The sequence below is a fragment of the Ruegeria sp. AF7 genome (assembly GCF_056541885.1).
In genome coordinates, this window is the sequence record NZ_JBQFYX010000005.1 from 133848 (window position 1) to 152516 (window position 18669).

At 57.2% G+C, this 18669-nt stretch carries 19 protein-coding genes, 3 tRNA genes and 1 riboswitch; of the genes, 8 read left to right on the forward strand and 14 right to left on the reverse strand.

The annotated features are described in order from the left end of the window. Positions 1-128: 128 nt before the first annotated feature. A complete protein-coding gene (locus ACR0AP_RS11920; protein ID WP_480506905.1) occupies positions 129-1271 on the forward strand; it encodes a DUF3095 domain-containing protein in 1143 nt (380 codons plus the stop codon). Between the two features lie 4 nt (positions 1272-1275). Here the strand turns inward: ACR0AP_RS11920 and ACR0AP_RS11925 are convergent, their stop codons facing one another. After that, entirely contained in the window at positions 1276-2046 is a 771-nt protein-coding gene (locus ACR0AP_RS11925; protein ID WP_480506906.1) for an HpcH/HpaI aldolase family protein, read from the reverse strand. Positions 2047-2234: 188 nt separating this feature from the next. Here ACR0AP_RS11925 and hpaR point away from each other — a divergent pair, with 188 nt between their 5' ends. Both hpaR and ACR0AP_RS11935 read left to right on the forward strand, forming a co-directional pair. Next, a complete protein-coding gene (gene hpaR, locus ACR0AP_RS11930; RefSeq protein WP_209506956.1) occupies positions 2235-2669 on the forward strand; it encodes a homoprotocatechuate degradation operon regulator HpaR in 435 nt (144 codons plus the stop codon). Between the two features lie 599 nt (positions 2670-3268). Continuing rightward, positions 3269-3967 carry a fumarylacetoacetate hydrolase family protein gene (locus ACR0AP_RS11935; RefSeq protein ID WP_480506907.1) on the forward strand — a complete coding sequence of 233 codons (699 nt, stop codon included), beginning with the start codon at positions 3269-3271 and terminating at the stop codon, positions 3965-3967. Between the two features lie 3 nt (positions 3968-3970). On the opposite strand, the gene ACR0AP_RS11940 is transcribed toward ACR0AP_RS11935, so the two are convergent. After that, complete coding sequence (locus ACR0AP_RS11940) at positions 3971-5182, reverse strand: winged helix-turn-helix domain-containing protein (protein ID WP_480506908.1); 1212 nt, start codon at positions 5180-5182, stop codon at positions 3971-3973. Next, the gene (locus ACR0AP_RS11945; protein ID WP_267366879.1) at positions 5179-6204 is read right to left on the reverse strand and encodes a LacI family DNA-binding transcriptional regulator; all 1026 of its coding nucleotides are present in this window, start codon (positions 6202-6204) and stop codon (positions 5179-5181) included. Before ACR0AP_RS11945 ends, ACR0AP_RS11940 begins: the two co-directional genes overlap by 4 nt. A 115-nt stretch (positions 6205-6319) precedes the next feature. Here ACR0AP_RS11945 and ACR0AP_RS11950 point away from each other — a divergent pair. Continuing rightward, positions 6320-6396, forward strand: a tRNA-Arg gene (locus tag ACR0AP_RS11950). 201 nt (positions 6397-6597) lie between these two features. Here ACR0AP_RS11950 and arsJ read toward each other — a convergent pair. The 3 genes from arsJ to ACR0AP_RS11965 are packed head-to-tail and all read right to left on the reverse strand — an operon-like array spanning position 6598 to position 9688. Next, positions 6598-7863, reverse strand: a complete 1266-nt coding sequence (arsJ, locus tag ACR0AP_RS11955) for an organoarsenical effux MFS transporter ArsJ (RefSeq protein ID WP_480506909.1) — start codon at positions 7861-7863, stop codon at positions 6598-6600. Then, positions 7860-8858, reverse strand: a complete 999-nt coding sequence (locus tag ACR0AP_RS11960; RefSeq protein ID WP_480506910.1) for an ArsJ-associated glyceraldehyde-3-phosphate dehydrogenase — start codon at positions 8856-8858, stop codon at positions 7860-7862. Before ACR0AP_RS11960 ends, arsJ begins: the two co-directional genes overlap by 4 nt. Next, a complete protein-coding gene (locus ACR0AP_RS11965; protein ID WP_480506911.1) occupies positions 8855-9688 on the reverse strand; it encodes an arsenate reductase/protein-tyrosine-phosphatase family protein in 834 nt (277 codons plus the stop codon). Before ACR0AP_RS11965 ends, ACR0AP_RS11960 begins: the two co-directional genes overlap by 4 nt. A 238-nt stretch (positions 9689-9926) precedes the next feature. On the opposite strand from ACR0AP_RS11965, the gene ACR0AP_RS11970 reads away from it, so the two are divergent. Further along, positions 9927-10002 (forward strand) — tRNA-Thr (locus ACR0AP_RS11970). Between the two features lie 218 nt (positions 10003-10220). Here the strand turns inward: ACR0AP_RS11970 and ACR0AP_RS11975 are convergent. Next, positions 10221-10296 (reverse strand) — tRNA-Lys (locus ACR0AP_RS11975). A gap of 220 nt (positions 10297-10516) precedes the next feature. Here ACR0AP_RS11975 and dapF point away from each other — a divergent pair. Continuing rightward, complete coding sequence (gene dapF / locus ACR0AP_RS11980) at positions 10517-11350, forward strand: diaminopimelate epimerase (protein ID WP_480506912.1); 834 nt, start codon at positions 10517-10519, stop codon at positions 11348-11350. Beyond that, a complete protein-coding gene (mtaB, locus tag ACR0AP_RS11985; RefSeq protein WP_480506913.1) occupies positions 11347-12603 on the forward strand; it encodes a tRNA (N(6)-L-threonylcarbamoyladenosine(37)-C(2))-methylthiotransferase MtaB in 1257 nt (418 codons plus the stop codon). The genes dapF and mtaB overlap by 4 nt, the downstream gene beginning before the upstream one ends. Here mtaB and ACR0AP_RS11990 read toward each other — a convergent pair. The 6 genes from ACR0AP_RS11990 to petA all read right to left on the reverse strand — a co-directional run bounded on the left by ACR0AP_RS11990 (position 12585) and on the right by petA (position 16899). Beyond that, entirely contained in the window at positions 12585-13130 is a 546-nt protein-coding gene (locus ACR0AP_RS11990) for a helix-turn-helix transcriptional regulator (RefSeq protein ID WP_480506914.1), read from the reverse strand. The genes mtaB and ACR0AP_RS11990 overlap by 19 nt on opposite strands. After that, the gene (locus ACR0AP_RS11995; protein WP_480482775.1) at positions 13127-13702 is read right to left on the reverse strand and encodes a cytochrome b/b6 domain-containing protein; all 576 of its coding nucleotides are present in this window, start codon (positions 13700-13702) and stop codon (positions 13127-13129) included. The genes ACR0AP_RS11990 and ACR0AP_RS11995 overlap by 4 nt, the downstream gene beginning before the upstream one ends. 5 nt (positions 13703-13707) lie before the next feature. Further along, complete coding sequence (locus tag ACR0AP_RS12000) at positions 13708-13959, reverse strand: PepSY domain-containing protein (protein ID WP_480506915.1); 252 nt, start codon at positions 13957-13959, stop codon at positions 13708-13710. Positions 13960-14158: 199 nt separating this feature from the next. Further along, positions 14159-14950: a cytochrome c1 gene (locus ACR0AP_RS12005; protein WP_480482771.1), complete on the reverse strand. Its 792-nt coding sequence runs from the start codon at positions 14948-14950 to the stop codon at positions 14159-14161. A 17-nt stretch (positions 14951-14967) separates the two neighbouring features. Then, a complete protein-coding gene (petB, locus tag ACR0AP_RS12010) occupies positions 14968-16299 on the reverse strand; it encodes a cytochrome b (protein WP_267363184.1) in 1332 nt (443 codons plus the stop codon). Between the two features lie 15 nt (positions 16300-16314). Continuing rightward, positions 16315-16899 (reverse strand): ubiquinol-cytochrome c reductase iron-sulfur subunit, encoded by a 585-nt coding sequence (petA, locus tag ACR0AP_RS12015; RefSeq protein WP_267363183.1) that lies wholly within the window; start codon positions 16897-16899, stop codon positions 16315-16317. Positions 16900-17360: 461 nt separating this feature from the next. Between petA and ACR0AP_RS12020 the strand changes: the two genes are divergently transcribed. Next, on the forward strand, positions 17361-17807 hold the full coding sequence (locus ACR0AP_RS12020; RefSeq protein WP_480506916.1) for a c-type cytochrome: 447 nt from the start codon (positions 17361-17363) through the stop codon (positions 17805-17807). Between the two features lie 19 nt (positions 17808-17826). On the opposite strand, the gene ACR0AP_RS12025 is transcribed toward ACR0AP_RS12020, so the two are convergent. Next, entirely contained in the window at positions 17827-18438 is a 612-nt protein-coding gene (locus ACR0AP_RS12025; protein ID WP_480506917.1) for an FMN-binding negative transcriptional regulator, read from the reverse strand. Positions 18439-18492: 54 nt separating this feature from the next. After that, a riboswitch (FMN riboswitch) is annotated at positions 18493-18640 on the forward strand. Positions 18641-18669 lie beyond the last annotated feature (29 nt).

Below are 18669 nucleotides of genomic sequence, written 5' to 3' on the forward strand. Positions count from 1 at the left end.
CCTGCTCGTCCGAGGAAAATGCTTGGCACGCCGTGATGCAACGCACAAGCCTGTGTATTATGTTTCAAAATCAGGACATGGCTCGCCTTACGGCTATCTTTGTCAAAACATTGATTCCGAGGGGGAGCATGAAAGACCTCCAGTCTGCATTTTACGAAAACCTTCCCTTGCAGCGCGATTTTACCCGTCTGTCAGATCCTGCGCAGTTTTCAAAATTGCCCGATGATTGGGTTCTGGGTGTTGCCGACATTGTCGATTCAACGGGCGAAATTGCGCGGGGCCGGTACAAGACCGTCAATACTGTGGGCGCTGCGGTCATTTCGGCCATGATCAATGCAATGGACGGCGCGTTGTTTCCATATGTTTTTGGCGGCGATGGGGCGGGGTTTGCTGTCCCGCCTGGAAAAGCTGAAACCGCCCGGGCTACGCTGGCGGATTTGCGGCGCTGGGCAGATGAAGAGTTCTCTATGCCATTGCGGGCGGCGTTGGTGTCGGTGGCTGATATTCGCAAAGCGGGTAAGGATCTGCGCGTTGCGCGCTATGCACCCTCTACCGGAGTGGATTACGCTATGTTTTCCGGCGGTGGTCTGGCCTGGGCCGAGGCCGGGATGAAAGCCGGGCAAAACATGGTCACACCCGCAGGGCCAGGTGCACAGCCGGATCTGACGGGCCTGTCTTGCAGGTGGTCCAACAGCCCGGCCCGTCACGGTCAGATCGTTTCACTGGTCGTACAGCCCACACCGTCAGCAACCGAACGGGACTTTGCCGATCTTGCGCAATCCGTCTTGTCCGCGTCGGAAGCGCTTGAGCGCGCAGGCCATCCGGTGTCGGAAAAGGGTCCGCCCATGACATGGCCTCCGCCCGGCCTTGACATTGACGCACATGTGTCGCGCAACGGGCGTCATGTGATTTTGCACAAAGTCGTCCTGCTGGTTCAGAACCTGTTGATCGCGGTATTGTTCAAAACTGGCCTGCGGATGGGACGCTTTGAGCCGGACCATTACAGACATATGGTCAGCAGCAATGCCGATTACAGAAAGTTTGATGACGGGTTGAAAATGACGCTCGACTGCGATCCGGACACATTGCGCCAAATCGAACACCTGCTTGAAGAGGCGCGTCGCCGGGGGAAAATCAGATACGGTTTGCACGCACAGGACGAGGCGATGATGACATGTATCGTCCCCTCGGCCACACGGGATGACCATGTGCATTTTGTTGATGGAGCCTCGGGCGGCTATGCGCAGGCCGCTGCGGCCATGCGCACTTGAATGTCTAGGAAGGTTTCCATTGCGCGGCCAGCGCGCGTGCCGCCTGTGCCAGCAGCATCACATCAATGCCGACCGCCAGAAATTGGGCGCCCATGTCCAGATAGGCCTGACGCGCTTCGTTATTGGTGGCAAGGATGCCCGGCGCTTTGCCTGCGGCCTTGATCCGGGCCAGGGCGTCCGCGATGACCGCACGCACCTCGGGTGCGGCGCTGTTGCCCTTGTACCCCATGTCGGTTGACAGATCAGCGGGACCGATGAAAACGCCATCCACACCTTCGACTTGAAGAATGTCATCCAACGCGGCCACTCCTGCGCGGGTTTCCACCTGCAACAACAGGCAGATTTCCTGATCTGCGGTCTGGATATAGTCGCTTGTCGACCCATACATCGTGGCACGAGATGCGGCTGCACCAACACCCCGCACCCCGTCCGGTGGATAGCGGCAGGCACGGACCAGATCCTGCGCCTGCGCGGCGCTTTCGACAATCGGAACCAGTACTGTTTGGGCACCAGCATCCAGAACCATCTTGATCAGCCAGGTCTCTCCAACAGGGACCCGAACAACGGGATGAGATGCGCTACCGGCCAAAGCTGTCAGTTGATCCCGGATCGAGCGGATCTCATTTGGCGCATGTTCACCATCGATCACCAGCCAATCGAAACCCGCGGTTCCCATGATCTCGGCGGTGACGGATTCAGCAAAGCTCATCCAGCAACCAATCTGCTGTTCGCCCTTTATTAGAGCCTGTTTGAACATATTCTTTGGGGCTGACATGCTGAAACCTCATATTTGAGCCGGAGCAGGTGAGAAGGACATGAAATGGACCTCGGTCGCATCATCAACGGTCGTTCCTAATTGTCCAGCCTGAAATCGGCCCGCATAACGTGCGAATACGGGAGTGGGCGCTGCTGCTGCGTGTCGGGTTGCTTGCTTATATCCCGGATTTCGGTGATAATTTTCTTATGACCGACGATCTCCCTCTGACGTCGCGATCTTTGCCCATTGCGCTTTTGCGGGCGCGGGAAAAGGTTATGGGACCCATTCGAGCAATGCTGGCTGACGCTGGCGTCACGGAACAGCAGTGGCGCGTGTTGCGGGTGTTGAATGAAGAAGGCCCGCAAGAGCCGACCCATATCGCTGATCGCGCCTGCCTGTTGCTGCCAAGCCTGACACGCATTCTGCAAAAGCTGGAGACCCGTGGACTGATCACGCGGCGCAGCCATCCGGCAGACCGACGACGTCAGGTTGTTGAGATCAGCACAAAAGGGGTTCAGATCATTCGCGCCAATCTGGCTGCAAGCACGGCTCAGGCAGAACGTATTCGATCTCAGCTTGGGCCGGACAAGCATGAACTCCTGCTGGATCTGCTGAACGAGTTGAAAGACCTCGAATCCTGATCATCGGCACTGCATCAGATGTCTTCGGCAGTGACCCCGCCGGAAACTGTAGGGGGAGTCTCCGACGGGGCGGCCAGACCCGGACTGGTCGTTGGTGCCTGGCCCAAGACCGGTTACGTCAAACCTGACGGTCCGGCCTGTGCTTCGGAGTACATGAAAAGCCTGTGATGTGGCTCTGAACAGGGTCTTTCGGCCCTTGGGGGAGGGGCCTGCACCTATACTCTCCGAAACTGATTTAGGCTTAGCCGACCGGTAAATGGGTCAGCCTATGGTTTGCCGACGTCACTTTGGTGGAATGCTTTACCAAAGCTGCTGTTCTGAATTATGACACCGCACCGAAATCGGAGCGGTCCTGACCACCTGAGGATTTTGCCCGGCTTTTGACTGAGCCAAGAGTTGTTTCGACCTGTTTGTGTACTGGTGAGACCATAAAAACTGATGAAACCAATTTTTGACACGGCGTCAGTCAATCAGGTCAGAATTGAGCCGTTTCACGCTGAAACACCACTTCGAGATTGGCGAAATACAGCGTGTTTTCCGGGCTTGCTGGAGGGTCTGGCAGACGTAATATGGCAGCTACGCAACCTTCAGGGATTATCATGCCAAACAGCCTTTTTTCGCTTCCGGACCCGATCACCATCCCCGTTGTCGGCGCGGCAGCCGGATATCCCATTGGACGGATCTTCTGCGTCGGTCGAAACTATGCCGCCCATGCCGCCGAAATGGGGAATGAGGTGGATCGCGAGGCACCTTTCTATTTCACCAAATCCGCCCCGAACACCGTACTCTCGGGTGCGACGGTTCCTTATCCTGCCGGGACCGAGAATTACCATCATGAGATGGAATTGGCATTGGCCATTGGAAAGCCCGTGTTTCGTGCCACCAGTGCGCAGGCGTGGGAAGCCGTTTATGCCTATGGCTGCGCCCTGGATATGACGCGTCGTGATCTGCAAATCCGCGAGCGCAACAAGCAGCGGCCCTGGGATCTGGGAAAGGACGTCGAAAACGGAGCGGTCTTTGCCCCGTTGACACCAGCTGCCGATTGGACCCCGGAGGATGACAAACGCATTCAGCTAAGCGTAAACGGAGAGTTGCGCCAGAACGCGACCCTGGAGGAGCTGATCTGGAAGATCGACGAGATTGTCATGCACCTGTCCGGCTTTTACCACCTGCGCCCCGGTGACCTGATCCTGACCGGTACACCGGCTGGTGTTGGCCCAGTCGTTGCAGGGGATGTTCTGACAGGTGAGATTGATGGGCTGGAGCCGGTCAAGTTGACCCTGTCAGACGCAGAATAGACCCTAAATAGGCTCTTTCAGCCAGTCCTTGGCGAACGTCACACGTTCCACACCAGCAAGTCGCCGCACCCGGTCCAGCTCGGCGTTCAGGCGTCGGGTACGGGCATCTGACCAGCGCACCCCGCGCTCGGGCCAGAGCGCTTTGACGTGCAGCAAGTCACGATCGCGGTGGGCCTTCATATCGATACGGCCAATCATACGGTCGCCTTCGAGCAGCGGAAAAACGTAGTATCCATAAGTTCGTTTGGCCTCGGGGACGAAAACCTCGATGCGGTAGTGAAAGCCGAACAGCCGCTCGGCCCGGTTGCGGTCGCGCAGCATGGGGTCAAACGGGCTGAGCACGCGAATGCGGCCTGGTGGCTGCGGTACTTCGGTAGTCAGATCTGGGCGTGCGAATGTCTTGCGCAAGCGCCCATCGGCACAGGTAACCTCGATTTCTTCAATGTCGCCACTTTCCAGTGCCGCTGCGCACCAGTCTTTTGCCTCAGCCGCGCTGACGGTGTCCCAGAAAGCCGCCAACTCTCCGGATGTTGCAAATCCCAGCCGGTCCAATGCGGCGTTGCACAGCCAATCCAGCGTCGCCTCGGCATCACAGGGCGTGCTGCCGGGGCAGAGATGTGTTTCAATCACGCGCTCTGTCAGATCATAGCGTTTCTGGAACCCATCCCGACCAACGACGGTCAGGGCACCCGAGCGCCACAGATACTCCAACGCGGTTTTAGATGGGTGCCAGTCCCACCACCCACCCGAGCCCTTCTTTTCATCCTTGCCAACATCCGATGACGACACCGCCCCATGGTCGCGGATGTGTTGCAGGACAGTGTCAAACTGCTGTTCGAACCCATCCCGCCGCCAGTTCTTCCACCGTGCCTTCAACATATCCGCATCCCGCTGAAAGCGCAGATGCCAATGCTGATAGAACTCCATCGGAATGACCGCTGCATCGTGCGTCCAATGCTCGAAAAGCGCATTGTCCCTTTCATAGAGCCTTTTCAGGTTGGCGCTGCGATAGGCGGGCCTGCGCGAGAACAGGATCATGTCATGTGCTCGGGCAACGGTGTTGATGCTGTCAAGCTGAACAAACCCAAGCCGTTGGATCAGATCCAGAAGCGCGACACCTTTGGCCGAACCCGAGGGTTGTTCACCCAACGCGTGTCGGTCCATGAAGATCGCCCGTGCCGCCCGATTGTCGAGCCTTTTCAGGGGTGTGTTCATCGCCGTTTCAGCGTGTCACCATAACTGATCGTGGGGGTCAGAGTAACGCGTGTCTCGATCTCGGTATCAGGATTTTCCAGACGTTCGGCGATGATCTGGGCGGCTTGACGGCCGATTTCCAGACGACAGGCGTCCATCGTCGCGAGTTTTCGGGGCAAGCCTTGCAAAAGCTCGACATTGTTAAACCCGGCCAGGCCGATCTGTCCCGGAATATCGATACCCTGTTCCAGCAGGTACAGCAGGCCACCGGCCCCGATCATATCGTTCGAGTAATACAGAAAATCCAGCTCGGGTGAGCGTTCCAGCATGGCCTGGGTCATCTCGCGCCCTTTGGCCAGGGCCGATCCGCCGGAATAGAACTCGCGATCCTCGATCTCGATCCCGTGTTTGCCAAGAACTTCGGTAAAGCCCTCGAACCGCTTCCGTGCGCGATGGTCCAGCGGCATCTTGGTACCCATGAAACCGATATGCTGATACCCGGCCTTCAGGATTGCCTGCGCCATTTCGCGCCCGGCGCGACGATGTGAGATCCCCACCATCGCATCTACCGGTTTGCCATCCGTGTCCATGATCTCGACCACCGGAATACCCGCCGAATCCAACATGGCGCGTGCGGCTTCGGTATGTTCAAGCCCCGCAATGATCACGCCAGAGGGCCGCCACGAGAGCATCTCGTACAGCACTTTTTCCTCTTTCTCGGGCAGATAATCGGTTACACCCACCACGGGTTGCAGTTCGGTGTCTTCCAACACCTGGTTGATGCCTGTCATCACCTCGGGGAAGACCATGTTTGAAAGCGAAGGGATGATCACCGCGATCAGATTAACCCGGCTGGACGCCAATGCGCCCGCGATCTTGTTGGGAACATAGCCAAGCTCCTTGGCGGCGGCCAGAACGCGGGTGCGGGTGGCGTCGGACACATCCCCCCGGTTACGCAGAACCCGGCTTACCGTCATCTCGGATACTCCGGAAGCTTCGGACACATCACGAAGGGTAAGCGGGCGTTTGGTTTCACTGTTCACGGGAGGCACCTGCGTTGTTGTTTTGTCCGATGGTAGCGTGAACAGGTCGGTGTGTACAACAATTGTGCAAAGGCGATGACAACCCGGAAAATCCCGGTTACAGAGAGCCTGGCACGGCCCCGTGGCTCAACTGGATAGAGCAGCCCCCTCCTAAGGGGCAGGTTGCAGGTTCGAATCCTGCCGGGGTCACCAGAAAAATCGGATAACTTAGCAGATACCGGGTTTCTGCGGCCAGCGTTGTCGTCTTGGTTTGCTGAACTTTGCGGGGGCAAATGCCGAAACATGTAAAACTCTCACCGTTCGTTCTTCAATAACATTACGCAGCCTACCCGATAAGAACGCCACCAATCATGGCGAGGGCGATTCAGACTGAGAGGTATCGTTCAAAAACGGTCACGTCAGTGCTTCGGAGGTTTGGTCCGTCAGTTTGCCTGAAGTCAGCGCAGCAAGGGCAACCATCACGGTCGCGGTCCCGAGAACCAGGGACAATCCTCCGATCTGATAGGTCAGGCCGGACAGAACCGTGCCGATCAGCCGGCCTGTTGCATTTGCCATGTAATAAAATCCGACATCCATTGTCACACGTTCGGACCGGGTGAAGGCCAAAATCAGATAGGAATGCAGCGATGAATTCACCGCAAATATTGCTCCGAAGATCAGCAGCCCAGCCACAAGCGTTATGGTCAGCCAGGTTTCAGGCCCATGTGACAGCGATACGGCCAATGTTAGAGCCGCGGGAACGCAGAAAAGGGCACTCGCCCAACTGCGCGCCGCGCGGATCAAATCGCCTTCGGTTCGATCCGCCGCACGAAGGATCTTTGGCGCGTAGGCCTGCACTGCGCCATAGAGGATGACCCACAGCGCCATGAATGTTCCGATCATGAAGAACGCGGCACGGTTGCCGTCGTCGGTGCCATCCGACAGGACGGTGTAGAAATAGACCGGAATGCCGACCACGAACCAGACATCGCGCGCGCCGAACAGAAAGACACGCGCTGCGGATAGCCAGTTCACATTGGCGGATTTTGACAATACTTCCGAGAATTTTGCCCCTTTTCGCCCCTTCGGCAGGCCCGCTGGCATGAACAGGAAAACTGCAAACAGGATCAGTGCCAAAACCGCCGCCATGACCAGGATTGCCGCCATGAATCCCAACGTGGCCAGCATGGCCGCGCCCAACAGGAAACCCAGCCCTTTGACGGCATTTTTTGATCCGGTCAGCACAGCGACCCACCGAAACAACCCGCCGCCCTCGGCCGGGGCCAGCAGCTTGACAGATGATTTCGACGACATCTTGGCCAGATCCTTGGCCACTCCGCTTGCCCCCTGCACCATCATCACAAAGCTGACCGAGGCGGTAACGGTCCAGTGCGGATCAAGCTGCGTCATGGCAAGCAACGCCACCACCTGCAGCCCCAATCCCGCATAAAGGGTGGAAGTTAACCCGAACCGGGCGGCAATCCAGCCTGCGGCCAGGTTTGTGACGATCCCTGCGATCTCATAAAGCACGAACAGATAGGCCAGCTGAACCGGCGTGAAGCCCATGGTGTGAAAGTGCAGCAGCACCAGCATCCTGAGCGCCCCGTCGGTCAGCATGAAGGCCCAATAGGCCGCCGTGACCGCGATATAGGCCGACAGTCCTTCGGTGCGTTGCGTCACAATGATGCTCCGACCATCAGCGCGACATCCACCAGCCGATGTGCATAGCCCATCTCATTGTCGTACCACGCATAGATCTTCACCTGCGTCCCGTTTATCACCATGGTCGAGGGCGCATCGATGATCGAGGAGCGTTTGTCATTGGTGTAATCGGTGGACACCAGCGGGCGCGTCTCATAGCCCAGAATGCCCTTCAGTTCGCCCTCGGCAGCGGCTTTGAAGAAAGTGTTGACCTCTTCAACCGTGGTTTCACGCTCAACCTCGAACACGCAATCGGTGAGCGAGGCGTTCAGCAACGGCACCCGAACCGCATGGCCGTTCAAACGACCTTTGAGTTCCGGATAGATCAGAGTGATGGCCGTGGCCGAGCCGGTCGTGGTCGGGATCAGTGAGTTGAGGGCCGACCGTGCGCGCCGCAAGTCTTTTGCGGGCCGATCAACGATCGTTTGCGTGTTGGTCACGTCATGGATCGTGGTCATCGACCCGTGGCGAATCCCTAGATTCTCGTGGATCACCTTGACCACTGGTGCCAGGCAATTTGTCGTGCACGAGGCCGCCGTCACGATCCTATGCGCCGCGGGGTCGTAGGTTCCGTCATTTACACCCATGACGATATTGGCTGTCGGGCCGTCCTTGACCGGAGCCGAGACGACGACCTTCTTCACCCCGGCATCAAAATAGGGGGCCAGCTTGGCCTCGGTCTTGAACACGCCCGTACAGTCGATCACCACGTCAACACCGTCCAGAGGCAGCGCGCTCAGGTCTTTGGTGCCAATGAACGGCAGGCGGGTTTCGTTCACGGTGATGCTGTCGGCATCAAAGCCGAATTCTGCATCCCATCGTCCATGCACGGTGTCGAACTCCAACAAATGCGCGTGCATCTGGGGATCGCCGACAGAATCGTTGATCCAGGCGATACTTGCGCCCTGTTCCAACAAGGGCTTCAGGGCCAGTTTCCCCATTCGGCCAAGGCCGTTCAAAGCGTAAGTCGTCATGGTGCATCCTCAAGTGGCGACCGCGCGATTTCATCAACGGCGGATTGCAGTGCGATCCGGTCCAGGCTTTCAACCGGCAGTGATGTAAAGGCTTGAATCCGACGCTTCAGCGCGCCGTACGCGTTTTGAAAGGCCAGGCTTTTTTCGGCATCGGTACCTTCTGCCTTGACCGGATCTGCCATGCCCCAGTGACCGCTGATTGGCTGGCTTTCCCAGGCGGGGCATTCTTCGTTCGCAGCCTGATTGCAGACCGTAAAGACGAAATCCATTTCAGGCGCGTCCCGCCCCGAGAACTCGGATACATTCTTTGAGCGGAGCGCCGAAGTATCGTGCCCCTTGTCTTGCAGAACCTGAATTGCAAACGGGTTGAGTTCGGAAAACGGCCGTATGCCGGCCGAATAGACAGTGAACCGATCCCCGCCGATATCCCGCAAAAGGGATTCGGCAAAGATCGACCGGGCAGAATTACCCACGCAAATGAATAACACGTTGAATTTTCGGTCAGCCATGGTTTCACGTCCTTTGGCTAAGGGCATGCAAAGATCGGGTCGGCCACGGCAGCAATCCACGAGCAGGAAATCGAACATGTGCTGCACGTTCTTCATTTCAACCGAATAGAGCAGTGATGTCCCGGAGCGTTCCTGCTTGACCAGCCCGGATCGCAGCAACGCGTTGAGATAGTTCGACAAGGTGCTGGACTTGATCCCCAGTTCCGACGCCAGTTCCCCCGCCGGAACGGCGTCGGGATACCGTCGCATCAACATGCGAAACACGGTGATACGTTGTGGGTGGCCAAGGATGGCCAGTTGATCGATTACTTCTGTTGTCATATTTCATGAATTATGGAATTATAGTTATGGAGTCAAAACGACTTTTGCGTCGTTACAAAAATTTCACAAACTGGAAGCTCGCCCCAATGGATTGATCATTGGCCCAATACCTCGCCGACAACATCTGGTGAAAAGAGAGGAAAGGCCCGAACGGACACAACTGGTCTTGCAGGCTTCAGGTTGACAGTTTAAATGAGCCATCTCATCCGGCAGAGACCAGTTCCGGATGACTCAAGGCGCCGCTGTAGCTCAGCTGGTAGAGCACGTCATTCGTAATGATGGGGTCGGGGGTTCGAGTCCCTTCAGCGGCACCAGTTCTTCCATTATCTTGAATTCGCTCAACTCGCTTTCTTGGGTAGGTTTCAAGGTTTATGACCTCATCTCAAGGCCGACCTTCTAAGCCCAAATCATCTATTTTAGCTTATGTCGATGCACGTGTATGATATTGATGGCGTCTATTGATCCTAAGAAGCTTCGCATCGAAAAGCGCTTCGCTTGAATCCATTAATGCCTTTGAATGCAAGGAAAAAAGTGGTGAGCCGTGCAGGATTCGAACCTGCGACCCACTGATTAAAAGTCAGTTGCTCTACCAACTGAGCTAACGGCCCACTCTTTTATTGGATCTTGTTGATCCGTGGCGCTCTTTACGGCAATTTCCCAACCGGATTCAAGCCCTTAATTTGCGCCTCGTTTCGCTGAAACAACCTGTGTTTCCGGCGACCCGATAGGCGGCCTACTTAGGCAGGTGGCGCAGGGGGGTCAACCCCTTTTTTCACGATTCGACGCGACAGGGTGGATTCATGTTCCGACCGACGCTATATCGCCGCCATGCAACAGAAACTCGATACCGGATTGCCCTTTGTTAAGATGCATGGGCTGGGAAATGACTTCGTCGTCGTTGACGCGCGCATGCAGGATGTTTCGATTACCCCGGCTCTGGCTCGAGGAATCGGGCATCGGCATTTTGGTGTGGGATTCGATCAGCTGGCCGTAATCGAAAACGGTGCGGCGGACGCGCATCTGGTGTTTTACAATTCGGATGGATCAACTTCGGCGGCGTGTGGCAACGCCACAAGATGCATCGCACGAATGTTGATGGATGAGACGGGCAAAACCCAGCTGACGTTGACAACCGAACGTGGAACACTTTTTGCGCAGGACGCAGGTGATGGGCTGACCTCGGTCAATATGGGTCTTCCTCAGTTGGAATGGCACGAAATTCCGCTGGCTGAAGAGATGGACACGCTGGAACTGCCCATCGAGGGCGCCCCGACAGCGACGGGTATGGGCAATCCGCACTGCACGTTCTTTGTTGAAAACGCCGAGGCGATTCCGTTGGCCGAGTTCGGCGCGCGCTATGAACACCATCCTTTGTATCCTGCGCGCACCAATGTGCAGGTAGCTCAGGTTGTGGGTCCGGATCACATCCGCATGCGGGTGTGGGAACGGGGCGTGGGCATCACCCTGGCATCAGGGTCGTCATCCTGTGCAACCGCGGTGGCTGCGGCGCGGCGTGGGCTGACGGGGCGAAAGGTGCAGATTGATCTTGATGGGGGAACCCTGTGGGTTGACTGGCGCGAGAATGGTGTCTGGATGACCGGGTCAACCTGTCACGTCTTCTCGGGCACGTTGTCGCCCGAGTTCTTAGGTACGCTGGGATGAACCCGCCTAAATTCACCACATTGGGTTGCCGCCTGAACGCCTATGAAACCGAGGCGATGAAAGAGCTGTCGCAACAAGCCGGACTGACGGATGCCGTGGTGATAAACACCTGCGCCGTCACAGCTGAGGCTGTGCGCAAAGCGCGACAGGAGATCCGGAAACTTCGCCGTGAAAATCCGAACGCCCGGCTGATTGTCACCGGGTGCGCCGCTCAGACAGAACCCGACACCTTTGCGCAGATGGCCGAGGTCGATGCGGTGATCGGCAACACGGAAAAGATGCGGCCAGAAACCTGGAAAGGCATGGCCGCCGACTTTATCGGCGAGACCGAGACCGTTCAGGTCGATGACATCATGTCTGTCACCGAAACGGCCGGGCACCTGATCGACGGGTTCGGCACACGCTCACGCGCTTATGTGCAGGTCCAGAACGGGTGCGACCATCGCTGCACCTTCTGCATCATTCCCTACGGTCGGGGCAATTCGCGCAGCGTGCCTGCCGGTGTCGTGGTGGATCAGGTCAAGCGGCTGGTGGATCGGGGCTATCATGAGGTGGTGCTGACCGGCGTTGACCTAACCTCATGGGGGGCCGATCTGCCTGCGCAGCCCAAACTGGGCGATCTGGTGATGCGCATCCTGAAGCTAGTGCCGGATTTGGCTCGCCTGAGGATCAGTTCGATCGACTCGATCGAAGTGGACGAAAACCTGATGCAGGCCATCGCAACCGAACCACGCCTGATGCCGCATCTGCACCTGTCGCTTCAGCATGGTGACAATCTGATCCTGAAGCGCATGAAGCGTCGCCACCTGCGCGACGATGCCATCCGGTTTACCGAAGAGGCCCGGAAACTGCGCCCCGACATGACCTTTGGTGCCGACATCATCGCAGGTTTCCCGACCGAGACCGCAGCGCATTTCGAGAACTCGCTGAAACTGGTTACCGATTGCGATCTGACCTGGCTGCATGTCTTCCCATATTCGAAACGCGAAGGCACCCCAGCAGCCCGTATCCCGCAGCAGGTGAACGGCAATGTAATCAAGGATCGCGCCGCCCGTCTGCGTGCGGCCGGGGACGTTCAGGTCAGGAAACACCTGTCAGAACAGATCGGTAAAACCCACCGGATCCTGATGGAGAACCCGCATATGGGGCGGACGGAACAATTCACCGAAGTTACGTTCAATGCACCTCAGCCCGAAGGCCAGATCGTAACCGCCCGAGCCATTGGGACGAATGATCACAGTTTGGTTGTCTGAAGGTCCGCAGCCTCGCCATCTGCGACAAGCAATTCTTCCATGAATACGCTTATCAGCTGCGCACGCCCGTCAACCCCGGCTTTGGCATAGATCGAGGCGGTCTGCGCGCGCACAGTTCCTACGGCCCGCCCCCGGATGCGCGCGATGTTTTCGTTATCCAGCCCTTTCAGAACCAAGAGCCCCACGTCACGCTCGGCAGCGGTAAGCCCCCAACGGTCGAAGAACGTGTTGATGACGACGTTCATTTCACCCTGCGCGGCCTGTAGGCCAAGCTTGGTCTGTTCCACCCTTGCCAGCAGGCGTCGAAGTTCAATCATGAAAAAAACAACTCCGGCAAGCAGAACAAATGCGACAAAAGCCTCAAGACTTACATGAGAAGGCCCCTCGCCTTCCTTCAAATCCAGAGCGACGTCGCCAAGGTAAAACACTACGCAAAGTACCTGAACAACGATCATTATCGACATAAGTACAGCCCGGTGAGCGTCTGCATCTCCGGGCCGCCAATGGCTGCTGATCCATTTGATCATTTGGTTGACCAATCCTCAGGTATATTCTTCCGCCCTGTTATCATAGCTTTTGCCAAAGCGACACCTGTTCGCCTCTGATCAATGACAACCCCGGCAACATGCAGCAGAACAGACAGCATCAGCCAGTTGAAGGCCAGTTCGTGCAGATCTTCGACCCATTCGATGCCAAAGAACCGAACTGTCCCCATCATGAACCCTGTCACACACAAAGCCAGCAGTGTCGCCCAGAGGTTATAGACCATTAAGGCCCCCAGAGGGTTGTGTGAAAGGTGCACGCTTTGGTCACCACGCCCCATGTCGCGCAGGTGGTTGAGTGCCGAACGGGGGCTGAAAGGGAAGGCTGCAAACCTAGCAAAAGCCGGACCCGTTAACCCCCAAAGCAACCGCAACAAGACCAAAGCCAGCACGACATAGCCCACATATTCGTGGAACGCGCCCTCGGGATTTGATATCCCCGCATTGATCAGAACGCACAAGACTACGACCCAGTGAACCAGCCGGACCAAAGGATCCCAGACCTGAACGTCGTGGGCGCCTGTGCGCCCACGATGCATCAATTCTGTTTCAGACATTCTGGTTACTGATCCTCAATCTTGACGACTTTACCGCTTGCGGGATCAACGTAAACCTCGGCCAGTTTACCATCCTTGACGACATAGGCTTCGATCTTGCCGTCTTCCGTCTCGATTTTGCGGACATCGAATCCCATGCCTGTCAGAGTTTGCCGAATTTCGGCTTCGGATTTTCCAAGCTCGGCATCGGGTGCGAGATCCAGTGCCAATACCGGCGTTGCAAATAGAATTGAGGCAAAAAGAATAGGAAGTTTCATTGTCGTGACTCCGTGTTTCAGACAAACGGCAGTTGATCAGCCGTTGTGGCTGATGTGCGCCTGTGAAGCTGTCCAATCCATTGACCCGGCGCTTATTTCGGTCAAATAAGCGCGCGCTGATGGAGGCTTGGAAAAAGAAAACCCCCGCAACCTGACGGCGCGGGGGCTGAATTAGTAAAATCCGGTAGGACGGATCGGATCAATCTTCCTTGCGGAGTTTGCCCTTGTGCGGTGCCCAGAGGCGCTTGTTGACCAGGTACAGCAGCACCGACAGAACGGTCAGGAAGATGACACCGACAAAGCCTGCGTTCTTGCGGTCTGTCAGCTTTGGCTCGGCCGCCCACATCAGGAATGCGGCAACGTCCTCGGCCATATGCTCAACCGTGTTCGAGTGCCCGTCCGCGAACTCGACCTGCTCGTCAGCCAGCGGAGGCGCCATCGAAATCCAGCCGCCGGGGAAGGCGGTGTTTTCGTAGAGCACTGCACCCGCTTCTTCTTTTTCGTGGCCAGTGTAGCCGTGTAGCAGCGAGGCGATGTATTCCGGGCCACCCATGCCTTTGACCAGCTGGTTGATGCCCAGACCATAAGGCCCGTGGAAGCCAGCACGTGCCTTTGCCATCAAGCTAAGGTCCGGAGCGCCGACGCCGGTATTGGCCGGGAAGTGATCGGTGGGAATCGCCGGGCGGAAATCGTCCAGCTCGGGGTCGAAGACTTCGAAGTTGCCAGCAGCGTATGCGATGACTTCTTCTTCCGAGTAACCCAGCGCTTCCAGATCGCGCAGCGGCACATATTGCAGACCGTGGCAAGCCGCGCAGACCTCGGTATAGATCTGCAGGCCGCGTTGCAGCTGATGCTGATCCCAGGTGCCGAACGGGCCTTCGAACGAGAAGGCGAAATCTTCGATATGCTGCTCACCACCACCTGCTGCAATGGAAGCAGCAGGGGTCAGGGCCAGAGCAAACGCGGCGCCGATTGCAAGTTTCTTGAACATGTTTCCGGTCCCTCTTCTTACTCGGCCGGCGTGGCGTCGGCGTCAGCCTTGCCATAATGCGCGTTGAAGTCTTCTTCGATGGTCTCGGGCTGGGCCAGAGGTTTCTCGATCACACCAAGGATCGGCAGGATCACGAAGAAATAGGCGAACCAGTAGGCCGATGCGATCAGCGAGAAGGTCGCATAGGGTTCTTCCGCAGGCATCGCACCCAGCCACATCAGGGCGAAGAAGTCGATGATCAGCAGGTAGAACCACCATTTCAACATCGGACGGTACTTGCCCGAACGCACGCTCGACGTGTCCAGCCAGGGCGCCAGCGCCATGGCCAGGATCGCACCAAACATCGCCAGAACACCGAAGAACTTGGCGTCAACGATACCACCGGTGATGAAGCTGGCGAACTGAACAACCCAGACTTCACCGGTAAAGGCACGCAGGATCGCGTAGAACGGCAGGAAGTACCATTCAGGCACGATATGTGCGGGTGTCGCCAGCGGGTTGGCTTCGATATAGTTGTCCGGGTGGCCCAGATAGTTCGGCATGAAACCGACAACGGCCCAGAACACGACCAGGATCACGGCCAGCGCGAACAGGTCCTTGATCACGAAATACGGCCAGAACGGCAGCGTGTCTTTCTTCGCCTCGTCCTTCGAGCCGCGACGCACTTCAACACCTGTGGGGTTGTTGTTGCCCGTGGTGTGGAAGGCCCAGATGTGTACCACGACCAAAGCTGCGATGATGAACGGCAGCAGGTAATGCAGCGAGAAGAAGCGGTTCAGCGTGGCGTTGTCCACCGCGGGTCCGCCCAGCAGCCAGGTCTGGATCGCGTCACCCACAAACGGAATGGCACCAAACAGACCGGTGATCACAGTCGCACCCCAGAAGGACATCTGACCCCATGGCAGAACATAGCCCATGAAGGCCGTGCCCATCATCATCAGGTAGATCAGCATGCCGACGATCCACGTGATCTCGCGCGGGGCTTTGTATGAGCCATAGAACAAGCCGCGGAAGATGTGGATGTAGACCGCAACAAAGAACAGCGATGCGCCGTTCATGTGCAGGTAGCGGATGAAGTAACCGCCATTTACGTTGCGCATGATGTGTTCGATGCTGGCAAATGCCATGTCGACATGCGGCGTATAGTGCATCACCAGAATGATACCGGTGACAATTTGCAGCGCCAGGCAGAACGCCAGAACGATGCCCCAGATCCACCACCAGTTCAGGTTCTTGGGGGTCGGGATCATGAGGGTGTCATACAGCAGGCCAACAATCGGCAGGCGGCTGTTCAGCCATTTCTCGCCGTTTGTCTTCGGCTCGTAATGATCGTGGGGAATTCCGGACATAAGTTTGGGTCTCCCTTAGCCGAGTTTGATTGTGCCGTTGTCCACCCACTCTGCGGGCGGAATGGGCAGGTTCTCAGGCGCGGGGCCTTTGCGGATACGACCGGCAAGGTCGTAGTGTGAACCGTGGCAGGGGCAGAACCAGCCACCGAAGTCGCCTGCATCACCCAGAGGCACACAGCCGAGGTGGGTGCAAACACCCATCTGGACGACCCATGCACCCGGCGCTTCGCCTTCCGGCGACGGCATCACACGGTTTGCGTCGGTCGCAGGAGCATCGGCGCTCAGGTTAAAGTTGCGAGCCAGCGGATCGGGCAGCGCATCAACACCTTCGGCGTCCTGTTTCTGAGCTTCCTGAATCTCGGCACCGGTGCGGTGACGGACAAAGACGGGTTTTCCCAACCATTTGACGGTCAGCTGCGTACCCGGCTCAACACCGCTCACATCCACACGGATCGAGGACAGCGCCTGAACGTCTGCCGATGGGTTCATTTGGTTGATCAGGGGCCATACGGCTGCACCCGTTGCAACGACACCTGCGCCGCCAGCGACGTAGTACAGGAAATCTCTGCGGGTGCCTTCGTGGTCTTCTGCGTGGGACACGAGGTTATCTCCGATTGTCTGGCGCCCGCGGACGGGCAAATAGCTCGCGCACCGCACGAATGCGGTGTCTTAACCGCGCTTACTATCGGGGAGAATAGTGTTCGTCCAGCGTTCATAAACGCGCAATACGCCGCATGTGTCGTTTCCAGCAGCTGCGGAGAGTGTTTTTTGGTGAATCTCGCGTGCGACTTTGTTGGCAAGTTCGATTCATGCGTCATTGATTCGCTTTCGCACCCCGCCTTCCGCAACCCGGGTTGGGTATTTGAAGTCTGTCCTGGGTGCCGCTGATTTGCGCCCAAAAGGTACATAATCAAGACTTCGAAACGGGGATTGTTTTCAGCAAAAACATACTCGCTAAATAAATGATTTAAATTACAAATTGCACGCGCCTCACCTGTTGCACTTTCCGCGCGAATAAAGGACAGCGCAAAAGGCGTGCGAACTCCTGCAAGGAGACCCCAATGTCAAAGATCATTCTGGCCGCTGCCTTGTGCACATTGGCCCTGCCCTCTCAGACCCTTGCCGCGGGCGACCCCGCGAAAGGTGAGGCAATATATAACCGTTGTTCTTCGTGTCATGCGATCATCAAGGATGGTGAAGTTCTGGTCAAAGGTGGAATCACCGGCCCGAATCTGTATGGCGTCGTCGGTCGCGTGGCCGGGTCCGAAAACGATTATCGCTATGGCAGCGAGCGCCTGCCGATCGGCATGTTCACGGATGACATGATCCGTGCCGGCGAAGCGGGTCTGGTCTGGACCGAGGAAAACATCGTTGCTTATGCGCAGGATCCGATCGGCTTCATCCAGGATTTTCTGGATGACGAAACTGCCCGTCCGAACATGAGCGTCAAACTCAAGACCGGTGCAGACGATATTGCCGCTTATCTGGCGACCTTCAGCCCTCAGTAAACCCGGCGCCTGATGCTGGTTAAGCCTTGTGCATCAAGGCGCCCAGCCGGGCGATTTCACTGCCAAAGCCAGAGGATACCTGATCAGCGGCAGCATTTCGCGCACCTTCGGGTTTGTTTTGACCAAGCTTCCACGTGCCCTGAATATCTTCAACCTGCATGCGGCACGGAACGATCATGCGCATCATCTTGTTCAGCGCGTCCGAGGACATTTTTCCCGTGACCCAAGGGGCCTTGGGCAGCAGCCGCTTTTCGTAGAACGCAGATTGGCGGTCAAGTACGTCACGTAACTCGTCCTGCGGGCGTAGCTCAAGCTTCCCGATCAGGTGCACGGCGACATAATTCCATGTCGGCACCTGATCTTCGACACCGTACCAATCGGGCGAAATATATGCATCCGGTCCCTGCACCGCGATCTTTGCGCGCTGCGGTTCGTGCAGCGCACGCACGATAGGGTTCGAGCGCACAAGATGCAGGTCAGCCATTGATCCGTCTTCGGACAACAAAAACGGGACATGACTTAATAACGGGCCCTCTTCCGCAGAGAGTGCCAGAACGCCAAACGCCCGGTCGCGGGCGAATTCAACATGACGCGCACGATCCTCGGCGCGAAAAACGGGGTTAGGGTGCATGAATGTCCTCCTGTCAAATCTCTTGCAGCGTCGGACAGTTCTTGGCAAGGTCCGCCTCGTTCTCAGGGCGGGGTGGAATTCCCCACCGGCGGTATGCGGGCCACGGCCCGTAAGCCCGCGAGCGGCCCCGGCTTTCGGGGTGTCAGCAGATCTGGTGAGATACCAGAGCCGACGGTCAAAGTCCGGATGAAAGAGAACGCGCAAGCCGCGCCGGTAATACGGCGCGCCTGC